Annotated in this window: 10 protein-coding genes and 1 pseudogene; 5 read left to right on the forward strand and 6 right to left on the reverse strand. The window is 48.4% G+C overall.

Annotated elements, in window-relative coordinates; genetic code table 11:
- Positions 1-11: 11 nt before the first annotated feature.
- From ACYVGO_RS17455 to msrA, 4 genes are all read right to left on the reverse strand, one after another.
- Positions 12-1058, reverse strand: coding sequence for a hypothetical protein (locus ACYVGO_RS17455; protein ID WP_142772490.1), 1047 nt, complete (start codon positions 1056-1058; stop codon positions 12-14).
- A gap of 95 nt (positions 1059-1153) precedes the next feature.
- Positions 1154-2167: a hypothetical protein gene (locus ACYVGO_RS17460; protein WP_142772491.1), complete on the reverse strand. Its 1014-nt coding sequence runs from the start codon at positions 2165-2167 to the stop codon at positions 1154-1156.
- A 90-nt stretch (positions 2168-2257) separates the two neighbouring features.
- On the reverse strand, positions 2258-2953 hold the full coding sequence (locus ACYVGO_RS17465) for a hypothetical protein (protein ID WP_460970362.1): 696 nt from the start codon (positions 2951-2953) through the stop codon (positions 2258-2260).
- A 225-nt stretch (positions 2954-3178) separates the two neighbouring features.
- Positions 3179-3847: a peptide-methionine (S)-S-oxide reductase MsrA gene (gene msrA / locus ACYVGO_RS17470; RefSeq protein WP_460970363.1), complete on the reverse strand. Its 669-nt coding sequence runs from the start codon at positions 3845-3847 to the stop codon at positions 3179-3181.
- 120 nt (positions 3848-3967) lie between these two features.
- Here msrA and ACYVGO_RS17475 point away from each other — a divergent pair, with 120 nt between their 5' ends.
- The 3 genes and pseudogenes from ACYVGO_RS17475 (at position 3968) to ACYVGO_RS17485 (ending at position 5802) form a co-directional block, all read left to right on the forward strand.
- Positions 3968-4564, forward strand: a complete 597-nt coding sequence (locus tag ACYVGO_RS17475) for a MiaE family protein (protein ID WP_142772494.1) — start codon at positions 3968-3970, stop codon at positions 4562-4564.
- 57 nt (positions 4565-4621) lie between these two features.
- Positions 4622-4933 (forward strand): hypothetical protein, encoded by a 312-nt coding sequence (locus ACYVGO_RS17480; RefSeq protein WP_460970364.1) that lies wholly within the window; start codon positions 4622-4624, stop codon positions 4931-4933.
- Positions 4934-4959: 26 nt separating this feature from the next.
- Positions 4960-5802 (forward strand): annotated as a pseudogene (locus ACYVGO_RS17485) (zeta toxin family protein).
- A gap of 42 nt (positions 5803-5844) precedes the next feature.
- On the opposite strand, the gene ACYVGO_RS17490 reads toward ACYVGO_RS17485, so the two are convergent.
- A complete protein-coding gene (locus ACYVGO_RS17490) occupies positions 5845-6285 on the reverse strand; it encodes a helix-turn-helix transcriptional regulator (RefSeq protein WP_460970365.1) in 441 nt (146 codons plus the stop codon).
- 881 nt (positions 6286-7166) lie between these two features.
- On the opposite strand from ACYVGO_RS17490, the gene ACYVGO_RS17495 reads away from it, so the two are divergent.
- Together ACYVGO_RS17495 and ACYVGO_RS17500 are read left to right on the forward strand one after the other, a co-directional pair.
- The gene (locus tag ACYVGO_RS17495; protein WP_460970366.1) at positions 7167-7775 is read left to right on the forward strand and encodes an SGNH/GDSL hydrolase family protein; all 609 of its coding nucleotides are present in this window, start codon (positions 7167-7169) and stop codon (positions 7773-7775) included.
- A 198-nt stretch (positions 7776-7973) separates the two neighbouring features.
- Positions 7974-11099, forward strand: a complete 3126-nt coding sequence (locus ACYVGO_RS17500) for a PD-(D/E)XK nuclease family protein (protein WP_460970367.1) — start codon at positions 7974-7976, stop codon at positions 11097-11099.
- Between the two features lie 100 nt (positions 11100-11199).
- On the opposite strand, the gene ACYVGO_RS17505 is transcribed toward ACYVGO_RS17500, so the two are convergent.
- Positions 11200-13005 carry an acyl-CoA dehydrogenase gene (locus tag ACYVGO_RS17505; RefSeq protein ID WP_460970368.1) on the reverse strand — a complete coding sequence of 602 codons (1806 nt, stop codon included), beginning with the start codon at positions 13003-13005 and terminating at the stop codon, positions 11200-11202.
- Positions 13006-13157 lie beyond the last annotated feature (152 nt).

A 13157-nucleotide genomic window follows, 5' to 3' on the forward strand; every position in this document is an offset into this window, starting at 1 on the left:
CCTTCCTCCGTTTATTTAAGCGTCAACAAATAGCCGATGGTGAAGTTAGCGTCCCAGTCGAATACGAATTGATTGCAGCCAGTAGCTTCGGCAATCGACTTGTAAATATTCAGGCCTGCTTTGGATTTGGCGTTTTCGAGTTTGTAGGCCGATGGTGCATCGAGAACCGTATAGCGCTCCTTGCCTTTCCGAACGCTTTTAGCCAGTTCAAAAGGAACACCACCGATAATGAAACAGGTTTTCCGATGGTCGGTTGGGATTTGTTTCGCTTTGGCTTTTACGTCAGAAGCAACAACGTCGTCACTTGTCCCTTCCTGGAAATATTTAGCCCCATACGTTTCCAGTGCTTTAGTCGAACCACCTTCTTTCCAGGAAATCTTTGTGTTGCCTGATCCAATGTCTGTTACGAATGAGTTATCGTAATACTCCGTAGGAAGAACCGCGCGCAGTCCCAACGAACCTTCCTGCTCGGGTGTAACGGTATTCACTACATAGTTAAGTGATTTCAGGACACGAATGATCTTCTGCGTACCTTCTGCTTTCACAGCCCCCGAACTGACCACAAACTGAATATTGCGTCCGCCAACACCAAAGTCGAGCATTTTACCAATATAGGTTTTCAAGCCGGTGCGAATGTCATTATCGGTAGCCATATTTTCGATGACCAGGCTGTTGCCAAACTCGGCTTTTTCGAGTTTCCAGCGTTTCTGATCGTCAATACGAACAATGAACGAGTTAAAGCCACTGGCGCCCATCTCAACTACACCTTTCAGTACGCCATTTTGGGGTTCTGGTGCCGTGTAGGTGAAGGCTGGGCTAGCCTGCGTACTCGTTGCTTCATCTGATGCGCCAGATGAGGACGCCGTCGATTCCTCGGCTGCTGGCTCCGTTGTTTTATCGTCGCCACTGGGCAGCGTTTGCGACTCTGTAGCTTCTTTGTCTTTAGGCGCGAGTTTGCGCAGGGCTTCGTTACCGCCGAAGTAGCGGAATGCGAAGAAAATGCCAGCCAAAATAACGGCCGTGATCAGCAGCCGACCGGCTACGGTTAAGCGTTGCATATAGGTTTGAGTTTGAAGTTTGTGGTTTATAGTTTGAGGTTTAACGTTCGAGTTTGAAAAACTACAGACTTCAAATGTTAAACCTCAAACTTCTTTTAATCAAGCAAATTCTTATAACCCGCGTCTTTTTGCGGGGCAGGGCCGAGGTTGAGCGGTTGTGCTGGTGCATCCAACTGGACGATCTTGAACTCGCCTTTGTTGTAGGCTTCGAGCAGAGCCTCGCCTTTGTCGGATAGGATACCGTTCTGAATATCGACCCCATTGATGAAGTCCATCGACAGATCCATGGCGCGTTTCATTTCACCGAGTTTCATGCTCATGTCGTCCTGAATGTATTCCATCGACTGGTCGAAGTAGAACTTCTTGTCGGGATCGCCTTTGAAGATGCTTACGGCCGTTTTAAGGGCATTGGAGCTATCTTTAACGATCTGGTATTCAGTTTCCTTGAGCCGAACTTTGATTTCGGTTTCCTTGATGATGTAATCGGCGCTCTGGTTCACTTTTTCCATGAATGCCAGCACGTTTTTCATGTTCCGCTGGAGCGGCAGGAGTTTTTCGTTCATTTCCTGCAAGCCCGCGCCTTCAATGGTGGCGAGCTGAGCTGCCTCGCGCATGCCGGGTTTATCGCTCAGAGAATTTGCTTTGTTCGCTTCGGCAAACTTCTGTTTGATCGTGTCGTTGTTCTCCGTGATTTTCTTGTTCAGCTTCACCAATTGACCGGCCAGAATATTAATCTGCCCCTGCATTTTTTCGCGCTTCTCCCGCAAATCCTGAATGTAGATTTTCATGATGGCGATCGGGTTCAGTTGGATCACCGTTCCCGTAATGCTACGCATCAGTGTCTTGAACAGGAAGAATATGGCCGTCCGAACGTCTTTGCTCGTGAACAGAAAGATTAGTACACCCAGTGCGCCCAGGAGCAGCGCCAGTTCGAGGATGTTCGACGTAGCCCGTATCAGGAACTCGATAATTCGGTTGAAGTAAACCAGGCCGAAGCCAGCCACACCAGCCAGCGTGATCATGCCCAGAATACCTTCGGGGCGGCTCCAGAACGAACGCTTCTCTACGTCCGTATTGCCGCCAAGTTGAGAAAAATCAGGTGTTGCCATTTGTTAGTTTTTAGTTTGAGGTTCGAAGTTTTCAGTTTGAGGTTTACCCATGCGTCAGCAACGTCAAACCTTAAACTACAAACTTCAGACTTATTTCAAATATTGACCCATTTTGGCGATGTCGCCTTTGATTTGATCGGTAAAATGCGCGAAGGTTGTCTCGTAGTTCTGCTTGTTCTGCGTGATTTTCGCGCTCTGCTCATTGACTTCGCCACCAATGGCCGACAGTCGGTTTGTGTTGGCGTCGATCTGTTTCTGAATTTCTGCCAACTGTTTAGTAAGGGCTTCGTTTTCGGTTTGCAGTCGCTTCTGTTCGTTCTGTAAACCACCCACTCGCTCAGCTAAGGCAGCCTCAACACTTTTGCCAAAGGCATCACGGTCTTTGTTCAGCGCTGCAATATACTGATTCGCGGTGTTGGTCAAAGCGGCCATGTCCGTACTTCCGCCAAGTGCCTTGAAACTCGCCCAGGCTGCCTGGTACTGTTTGTCTTCGGGCAGACCGAGGTTCGTGAGACTTCGCAGCGTTTCGCGAAACTCAAAATAGTCGGGGCCGGGCGGGTTGTTCTGCGCCAGTACATTCGCAAAATGCTCTGCAAACTTTGAATCGACAGCGCCTGCGGGTGCCGCCGTTATAGTAGGCGTCGGCGTTGGTGCGGGCGATGCACTTGCAGGACGCGGTGCCGTCGACGCCGGTGCGGGCGAAGTTCCGGTAGCGACTCCGGGTTCTTCCTCTTTGACGAAGAAACTCAGAATTTTACGACCAATTGATTTATCAGGTTCTGGCATAGTTATTTATCAGTTGCGGGAATACCCGTGCGTGAAATACTGAACAATGTTACGAGGTTCGCATCAATCCCACAATATCAGATTTGGCCGAACGGTTGCGGGACTTGACAACTTGTTGTAGGGCGGGCCGAATGTTACCAGAGGAGGTTTGATGTTCGAAGTTTTCAGTTTGAGGTTTACCCATGCGGCAGCAACGTCAAACCTCAAACTACGAACATCAAACCTCTAGTCTTTCAACCTCCCCTCCATCTGCTCCCGAAACTTCTCCACTTTTGCTTTGGATACGAGTTGAATATACAGGTTGTTATAGAAATTATGCTGGTAGTAATCCTGGTGGTAGACTTCTGCGGGATAGAATGCCTTGAATGGTGCTACCTGCGTAACCACTGAGACTTTATGGTGGCCAGAGGCATTCTCGCGACGAATGGCTGCATCGATGCGGGCTTTCTCGTCGGGCGTTCGGTAGAAGATGGCCGAACGGTAATGCTTGCCAACATCGGGACCTTGCCGGTTCAACTGGGTAGCATCATGTCCGGCAAAGAACGCATCGAGCAAGATATCGTAGGAAATCACCTTCGGATCGTAATAAATCTGGACCGTCTCGGCATGCCCCGTTTGGTCCGTACCGACCTGCTCATAGGTCGGGTAATCCAGATCGCCACCGGCGTAACCCGAAATCGCTACCCGAACGCCTTTCAGCGATTTCATCTCTTCCTGTACGGCCCAGAAACAGCCTCCCGCTACTGTGGCTACTGCTTCGCCAGTACGTAGCGTAGGCAGTTTTGCGGGGTTAATGTCGATAACCGTTGGGGTTTTCTCGGCGGGTTGTTGGTTGCAACCTGCCAGCAGGCCTACAGAAAAAAAGAGTAGCGAAATTAGGATAAGCCGTTTCATGAATCGGGTTCTATAGCTTAATAACACAAAACGCCCGGTTTGGGTTGTCTACTTCTCATTACACCCTCGTTTGTATCTTTGCTTACTGACTGCCAACTATCGACCATTGACTTTCGACTTATGTCGCTTACTACGTTAGGACTTGAATTGCCGACCGACCCGCGCTGGGTCAATATTGCCGAAATGAATATCGGGGAGATTCTGATCGATCATGCCTGGTGCGAACAGAAGGCCGCTTCGTCCTGCATTTCGCTCATTGTCATGTATACCGACAAAGTGAAACTGGTGGAGGTGCTAACGCCCATCGTGACCGAAGAGTGGGGTCATTTTCAGCGGGTGCTTAAAGAGTTGAAGAAGCGGAATATTCCGCTGGGTCGTCAACGGAAAGATGAGTACGTGAATCAACTCCGCACCCGCATCCGCCGAACCAGTGGCGATCAGCAGGGGCAAATGATGGATAATCTGCTCATCAATGCCCTCGTAGAAGCCCGAAGTTGCGAACGCTTCAAACTCCTCTCAGAACACCTCGCCGATGAAAGCTTACAGAAGTTCTATCGGGAGCTGATGATTTCGGAAGCGGGTCATTACCGCACCTTTATCGAACTGGCCGAGACTTATTTACCCGCCAAACGGGTTCGGGAGCGGTGGAAAGAATTTCTGGCCATCGAAGCCGACATTATGGCCAGTCTGGACGTTCGGAGCGATCGAATGCATTGATAGACTGAATTACTTTTTTCGTTACATTTGGTAGTTATCAGTAAAACGACCGTTACTATGGATATGAAGGTACTGCCCTGGATTAAAGACGATGTAGCGATTGAAATTATCGGCAAGATGATTGCCGAGCAGACAGAGCAATTGTATAAGCTAGTTGAGGAGTATAAACTGGCAGGCTTTAGCTATGACAGCCAGGAAGTCTTGACAGATTCTCGTTATCAGCAATTTATGAAACATATTGGCGATTTTAAGCAAGAGATAGACCAAATTTATGATGGTAATGGTTTAGATGATCTGTATAAAAAAGTAGACGAAGAGTATGTGCCTCATCTGAAGTTACAGCGTGAGCAAATGAACGCGACTGTATAATTTTTATTATCTGCACGAATCCCTTAATGACTATACATTCTTTTACGGAGGAAGAATTAAATGTTGCTAAACAGGTTGTTTTTGTAAAATACATTGGTGAGCCGAAACTCTACCAATCCGAACGTCCTACTGGTATACTTCTGGGTGGGCAACCAGCAGCAGGTAAAACTAGTCTAATACGTCAATTACGGCATCAATATAGTGGTCAGAAGTTCGTTGTTATAAATGGCGATGAATACCGTCAATATCATCCTCGTGCCAGAAAAATAAACGAGGAATACGGCTAGGATGCCCCAAAATACACACAGCCTTTTTCCAATACCTTAGTCGAATACCTAAAAGCCGAATGCCTGCGCTTGCGCTGCAATTTCATCATTGAAGGCACTATGCGTACCTACGCCGTTATCGAACGAACAGCACAGGAAATTAAACAGGCCGGTTTTCGGTGCGAAGCCCATGCGTTAGCCATCCACCGCCAGGATAGCCTGTTAGGCGTATTCCAGCGATTTGAAAGCGATAAACAGCGTACAGGTGTTGGTCGGTTCTCACCGATTGCTGTTCACGATGAAGCGTATCGCCAGATTCCACTCAATCTCGCTAAAGCTGAAGACGAGAAACTGTTCGACCGGATTGTTGTGTATACGCGCCAGCCCGATGGGCAGTTAAAGATAGGTTTGGATCAAATAGACAACCCGCTTGAATCAATCCATCTCGAATCTGAGTTTGCCCGGCTCCGCCAGCCTATTTTCGGTCAGACATTTTACCATCAGCAATGGCTTGATCTCCGGGAACTAGCGCAAACGCGTAACGAAACAAACGACGATTACCTCAAACAGATTGATGCGTTTGTTCAGCTGTTTAGCGTGTAGTACTGACCGTCCCGGTCGGGCGTCTAGTTAAGAGTTACTCACCTAACCGGAACGTTCGGTACTACTGCCTTGATACCGTTTCAATGCCTGCCGGAAGAAACTTGTCAGTTCATCTGCCAACGTTTGCGGACTAATCACCTTCACCGAATCGCCTAAGCGGGCCAGTTCAAATACCAGTTCTTTATTGACGATAATCGTCAGTTTTACCCGAAACTCGGCTTCCGTATCGATCAGGATGTCTTCTTCCTGAAACGGATAAAATGGTTGCGCCCGAAAATGAAGTCCCTGCTGGCGGGTAAATGACAGAATGACGTCTTCGGCAGGATCGTCGTAAGCAGCTACGCCCAATGCCTGCCGAAAATAGACATCGGCATCGAAAGCGGGCGGATCACACAGGACATCAATGATCTGGAACGAATGGGCCATGATCCGGTCCAGACCAAACACCCGGATTTTCTGGTAGTCGAGCTGCCAGCCCACCACATACCTGAAATTGATAATCGTCGTACCAGATAGGAATTGAAATCACGAAAGCAGACAATGTGGGGGAGCGCGTCAACTCGTTTAATCGTAGGCTAACTTGGCTTGTTATGTCTAGTCACGTATATAGCCTATCGTTTAGAAATGACTTCATAGTTATACCCGTATGCCTACTATAGGCGACTAATGGTTATAGTGTTTTTTAGATTTAGTTGACCATTTTGGGCATGGGTTAGCCACTTAATTAATAGTTTGTTAAATTTTTTCGGATTGAGGCTTTGCCATAAGATGAAAGGGTAACTTTGGGTACTAAAATCAAGCTTCTGGCCTTGTCAGGCTTGTTTTTAGTACCCCGTAACTCACTCGCTCAATCATGACTTCTCTACTTCTCATCCTCCTCGCAGTAGGGGGTATTGTTTTACTTTTGATCCTGGTTTACCTCTACCGGACAATTAGTTTTACAAAGAGATGCCCCGTTTGTGGCAATCCACATCCTGACCGGGTAGCTCGCCCTAAACTGCTAAAAATCGTTCAAAGCAAAGCTTATCATTGCACAGCCTGTGGTAAGCGGTTTTATCAAATAGGTGCAGGGGAAGATTTAACCTCGATCCCAGTATGAAGAGTAAGCTTTTTCGCACGCTTAGTATTATATCCCTTCTGATATCCACACTCCTGATGGTTAGCGTATTGTTTATCCCATTCAGGAGCCGATATACCTTACTGTGCTTCCTGGTTTCTCTTATTTTTACGGGTATGGGGCTTTATTTATCCCGTAGGTCAGTGGAGTAGGCGTTGATCTATCTCATTTAAGCGTCTATATATGGATAGCCGTGTCCTTAAGAAAAGAAGCCTTAGGAGATTTGGGTATCTTTGGTTTTTGATCCATGAAGCCATTCGTAAAGAAGGTACTTGCTTACCTGGTTAGACAACTTAATCCCGAACCGAAAAACCCGGCTATTATTCTGATTGGTGACTCACTGATTCGCATGGGGAATTGGAAGGAGTTATTGAACCGGAGCGATTTCATTAACCGGGGCATAGGTGGCGAAACGCTAAGCCAAATTCATGCACGCCTGAAACAGTTAGCAGATACGACAGCGAGGATTGCGTTTATTGAGGGAGGTATAAATGACTTGCCTCCGTCTGATGCAGATACTCTTTTGGCTGAATACCAGGAAATGGCTACCGTATTTCAATCAAAACAGTTGATCCCTGTCATTACCTCTTTGGTTTGTATTTCTCCACAAGCAGCGAAAAAATATCCCTGGCGAAGCGATTGGAGGGCCATTAATACCCAGGTAACTAGTCTGAATGAGAAACTTAAGGCCTTTTGTGGTGAAAAAAATATTGATTTTATTGACTTGAATTCGTTGCTGTCCGACTCTGTGCAGTTACAAGCAGAATATACTACCGATGGGGTTCATTTAACAGAATCTGCCTACCGTATCTGGGCCGCTGAAGCTATACGGATTTTACAGAAGTACCAGATTTAGTGACTGAGTTGTATCTGGACTTGCCCTTTTGAAGGTGCCATCGTGGTGCATTCCCGTTATTTACCCTGCCAGATTTTTCGGAAGTGCGCTTTGCTGATAGGTTTTTTGCTGGATAAGTTTGGTAATTATCTACCTGCCTGGGCTGTTGTGGTGAGTGGGAGGGTTATCTTTACAGTCCGATTCTATACTCACCGGCTCATGACTTTTCTTCAACAAACGGCACATAAAATTTTTGACCAGCACGGCCCCAGCCTGAGCGACGTATGGGTGATTTTGCCCACACGCCGGGCTGTATCGGTGTTTCTGGACGAATTAGCGGCTTGTTCTGACAGGCCGTTTCTGGCTCCTCATGCACTGGCGGTCGATGATTTTATTACGCAGGCTGCTGGTGTACAGCTCATTGATTCGGTTAGTTTGCTGTTTGAACTCTATGATGTTTTTAAGGAAATAGACCCTCTGGTTGAATTTGAGCAATTTATTGGTTGGGCGTCGGTGCTACTGGCCGACTTCGATCGTATTGATCAATACCTCGTTAGTCCAACTGAACTCTTCAGTTACCTGACAGCCGCTAAAACGCTTGAGCGTTGGCAGGTTGATCGGCCTTCATCTGCGCAGCCAATTGTAGAAACCCCCGGAACAGCTCGCTATTTCAAACTGTTCGAAAACTTACACACGGCTTACAACGCCCTGCATCAACGCCTGACCGAACAGAGATTAGCGTATCGGGGAATGGCGTACCGATTGCTCGCCCAGGATGTAGAGCCCCTGATTCGAGACAATCTGGCCTATGAACGGGTGTATTTTGTGGGCTTTAATGCCCTTAGCCGCGCTGAAGAACATATTATCCGGGTGCTGGTCGATGCCCAGAAAGCGGAGCTTATCTGGGATGCTGACCAATATTATATCCGCGATTGGGGACAGGAAGCGGGTGAATTTCTCCGCCGATACCGGGATAATGGCTGGTTTTTCTCAAAACAAAACCAGGAAGATCTGGCCCAACAATCGAACAATCTGCTGGGTACGGAGAAAAATATACGGGTTGTTGGCGTGCCAAACGCAAGCATGCAGGCAAAAGTGGCCGGAAAGATTTATAGCGATTGGCAGAGGGCATGGAGCGCGGAGCAGGGAGCAGGGGATGCGTCATCTCCGCACTCCGCGCCCCCTGCCCCGCGCCCCAAAACCGCTATTGTGCTGGCCGATGAGACGTTATTGATTCCGGTGTTATATGCTCTTGACGAAAACGTGACCGATCTGAACGTCACAATGGGCTTGTCGCTGCGATCGTCGTTGTTATTTACCCTAGTCGATACCCTGTTCGAGATGCAACGGACAGTGCACGAATTCAGAACAAAGGATGGGCGTGATCTGCGGATTCCCAAATACCATCACCGCCATGTAGTAAAGGTGCTGAATCATCCGTTTGTAAAGCAGTATGAGCGCATTCGGGAACTTATGTGGCCTGGTGAATTTCTGGAATCGGGAGAGGTATTACCGCCAGAACCGTTGTTCCAGTGGATAGCGAAGGTGATCGTGAAAGATCAGCGCGTGTACCTCACCGAAAAGGAAATGAGGGAGTTAGGGCAGGATGATCCGCTCATTCGGGTATTATTTACCCGTTGGCCCAACGAGAATCCGATGAAAGCCATTCGCGTTTTCTACGAGTTGATCGAGCTACTGCGCGATGTGTACAGGGTCAGCCAGGATGCTATCGAGATCGAGTATCTCTACCTCTTCTTTACGCTCCTTAAACAACTCGAAGCAACACTGGAGGGTGGGCAGGTAGCGGTGGGCAGAGAGCAGGGGGCAGGGAGCCGGGAGCCGGGAGCAGGGAACCGTGATTCTGCTGTCGATCCCCCCCCCCGCTCCGCGCCCCTGGCTCCCCGCTCCGAGCACCCCGCTATTACCGTGCGGAGTTTTCGACAGTTTCTGTATGAACTGATTCGGCAAACGAGTATTCCGTTTACGAGTGAAGGGAAGAGTCAGTTGCAAATTATGGGGATGCTCGAAACACGGGCGCTGGACTTCGACCGGGTGATTATACTGTCGGTCAATGAAGGTGTATTGCCGCAATCCCGGAAGTTAAACTCGCTGATCCCATTCGATATTGCTGCTGAACTGCACATGCCTACGTACCGGGAACAGGAAGCTGTAATGGCCTATCACTTTTACCGGCTGTTGCAACGGGCGAGCGAGATTGTACTTCTGCACACCACATCTACCGATGCCTATGGAAACAGCAAAGGAGAGCCTAGCCGGTTTATCCGGCAAATTGAACATGAACTGGTGCCCCGCTCGAAAGGGCTTATCCGGATCAGCCACCCCACTGTGCGCTTCGGTCGAACGGGTGCTAGTACGGTAGCTGATCTGACGGATTTGCGGGTGCCTAAAACGGATGCTATCCGCGCCGAACTCATCAATACACTAACAACAAGAGGCCTGTATCCATCTTACCTGAATCAGTTCGTGAGTTGCTCCATGCGCTTTTATTTCAGCCGGATCGTGAACATTAGCGAGGAGGAAGATATAGAAGAGAAAATGGGGGCCGCCGAGTTCGGGAGCTGGCTCCACATGGTGCTGGAGCGGCTGGATAAAGACTATCGGCTGAAAAACCTGCCTATTGATGAGTCGATTATCAAGAACCTGCTGGAAGAAGAGTTTGCGAAGTCGATGAAGGGTCGGGTTATTGAATCGGGAATGAATTTACTCCTGTACGAACTGGCGCAGAAACTCATGCTCGACTTCCAGCGGGAGCAAAGTAAACTGGCTGGGCTTACCGTTATTGGAACTGAGCAAACCCTCGAAACCTACCTGATGGTACCCCTGGTTGATGGCCAGGAAATTAGGGTGCGAATAGCCGGTAAAGTGGACCGAATCGAACAGTTTGGCGATCAAATTCGGATCGTGGATTATAAAACAGGACGGGTTGATTTATCCGATAAAACACCCAGCGACCTATCGGAAAAACTCCTGAAAGACGGTAAGGAAGAAAAAATGAGGCAGTTGTGGTTATACCGCTATCTGGCCCTCAAGAATATCAGAGACTACGGCGGCCTGCCCCGCGATAAAGCCAAACGGGATATTTTCCCGGCCAGAGGGCTGCCGGTTGAAGCAGGATTTTATTCCTTTCGGGATATCAGTGGTGGTTTCAAAACGAACCCCGTTCGGTTCGATACCAATGATGATCCTGAGCAGTACATCAACGATTCGGAAGAATTATTACGGCAACTGATCCGCCAGCTTCTGGATGAAACGGAACCGTTTAAGAAGACCGACAAACTCGAAACCTGCCAGTTCTGTGATTTTAAAGGGATTTGTGGGCGATAAACTGGAAGAGTGGAACGCTGATGACGCAGATTTTTAAGATTAATATAGATTTATCATTCTAGATCTTAAAAAATCTGCGTCATCAGCGTTCCATTTTTTCTTACAACGCCAATTCCTTTTCGCTCACAATCGTAAGTACTTCGGTGTCTTTCAGCCGTACGGCCAAGCCCAGCGTTTTTGGAACTTCGTAGTGGAAGAAAAACTTCATGGTGTGAATCTTACCTTCGTAAAAAGCCAGTTCATCATCGGCTGGATTCTGGGTCAGTAAAGCTTGTTTGGCCACAACAGCTTGCTTGAGCCACTGCCAGGCGACAATAACAATACCGAACATTTCCAGAAACAGCGTGGCATCGGAAAGATACCGCTCAATGTCGCCCTGTTGGGCGTACGGCATCAGACTCGCCATGACTTCCTGGGTTCGTTTCAACTCAGTCGTGAGTTGGTCGGCGTAGATTTTCAGGTCATCGTGTGTACTGGCTTCGGCAATACTTTTACCGATTTCCTGGAATAGCAACTGTGTCGCCTTGCCGCCTTTCATCGTCATTTTTCGACCCAATAAATCCTGCGCCTGAATACCCGTAGTTCCTTCGTAAATTGGCGTGATACGAATATCGCGGTACAGTTGCTCAACCGGAAAATCTTCCGTAAACCCGTATCCACCAAACGTTTGCAGGCTCTGGCTCACGGATTGGACGCCCATTTCAGACGGGTACGATTTGGCCACAGGCATTAGCAGATCGAGCATCAGGAAGGCATTTTCTTTTTCTTCTCCTTCGGCTACCTCGCTAATGTCGAAGAGCCGGGCGGCTTCGAGGAGCAATGATAAAGACCCTTCCGTAACGGCTTTCTGAAACAATAACATTCGCCGAACATCAGGATGGTTAATGATGGGCGTCTGGGGTGAATCCAGGAGGCCTTTCTGGTTTAATCGCCGACTCTGCGGACGCTCTTTAGCATACTGCAGGGCTGCGTAATAAGCCGCCGTAGAAATGGCAGCAGCTGTCATGCCTACGCCAATTCGGGCCTCATTCATCATCTGGAACATATAGGGCAAACCCTGATGAGGCTGACCGACCAGATACCCAATCGTATTCTCGTTAGAGCCCATCGTTAGGTGCATGGCCGGAACACCTTTTTGCCCCATTTTGTGGTATACCCCCGTTGAGGTGACATCATTGTCTATATAACCACCCGCTCCGTCTGGACGATATTTGGGCACGACAAAGAGCGAAATGCCTTTTGTGCCCTTGGGTGCCCCATCAATCCGCGCCAGCATCAGGTGAATAATGTTCTCGGCGGCATCATGGTCGCCCGCCGAGATAAATACTTTTTGCCCACTGATTTTATAACTTCCGTCTGGTTGTGGAGTGGCAGATGTGGTAACGTCTGATAGGGACGAACCCGCCTGGGGTTCGGTCAGTGCCATGGTTCCCTGCCAGATACCCGCCAGTAGATTGGGTACATAGGCTTCACTTAGCTCAGGTGTGCCGAAGGAAGTAATCAGGTGAGCTGCTCCGGAGGTAAGACCTGTGTACATCATGCCATTGTTGGCAGCCATCACAATGAAACCCACACACGAACTGATCATTTCGGGGAGTTGCTGCCCGCCATGTTCAAACGGAAACCCGGCTCCAATCAGGCCGGCTTCGCCCATTGCTTTCAGGTATTCCTTTATTTTCGGGTGGACTGTAACCTGGCCGTTTTTAAGTTCAGGCTGGTTTCTGTCGACTTCCTTCAGATACGGATGCATAAGCGTATCGGCAATGTAGGTGGCCGAGTCGATTACGAGATTAAAGGTTTCGCGATCATGGGCACTGAAGTAGTCATATTTAGTTAGCTCTTCGGCCTTAAAAACTTCATGCAGCAGAAAATGCAGATTGCGTTTGCTAAAATAGGTCGTTGCCATGTGGGGCGGTCAGGTTAATAGGAGGTACACAAATTGTAGATGTACAGGGCTAAAAATACCACCTTTTGGCCCACTATTTGTACAGCTATCACAAAACTATCGTTTACTTTACACCGTTTACTATACGGTGATCAAACAAATTAACTATCAAA

Source organism: Spirosoma migulaei, assembly GCF_054776855.1.

What these genes read in the sequence shown, in the direction of transcription:
- ACYVGO_RS17480 (WP_460970364.1), top strand. Translation starts at nt 4,622, where the DNA reads ATGGATATGAAGGTACTGCCCTGGATTAAAGACGATGTAGCGATTGAA.
- ACYVGO_RS17455 (WP_142772490.1), bottom strand. Translation starts at nt 1,058, where the DNA reads ATGCAACGCTTAACCGTAGCCGGTCGGCTGCTGATCACGGCCGTTATT.
- ACYVGO_RS17475 (WP_142772494.1), top strand. Translation starts at nt 3,968, where the DNA reads ATGTCGCTTACTACGTTAGGACTTGAATTGCCGACCGACCCGCGCTGG.
- ACYVGO_RS17505 (WP_460970368.1), bottom strand. Translation starts at nt 13,005, where the DNA reads ATGGCAACGACCTATTTTAGCAAACGCAATCTGCATTTTCTGCTGCAT.
- msrA (WP_460970363.1), bottom strand. Translation starts at nt 3,847, where the DNA reads ATGAAACGGCTTATCCTAATTTCGCTACTCTTTTTTTCTGTAGGCCTG.
- ACYVGO_RS17495 (WP_460970366.1), top strand. Translation starts at nt 7,167, where the DNA reads ATGAAGCCATTCGTAAAGAAGGTACTTGCTTACCTGGTTAGACAACTT.
- ACYVGO_RS17460 (WP_142772491.1), bottom strand. Translation starts at nt 2,167, where the DNA reads ATGGCAACACCTGATTTTTCTCAACTTGGCGGCAATACGGACGTAGAG.
- ACYVGO_RS17500 (WP_460970367.1), top strand. Translation starts at nt 7,974, where the DNA reads ATGACTTTTCTTCAACAAACGGCACATAAAATTTTTGACCAGCACGGC.
- ACYVGO_RS17465 (WP_460970362.1), bottom strand. Translation starts at nt 2,953, where the DNA reads ATGCCAGAACCTGATAAATCAATTGGTCGTAAAATTCTGAGTTTCTTC.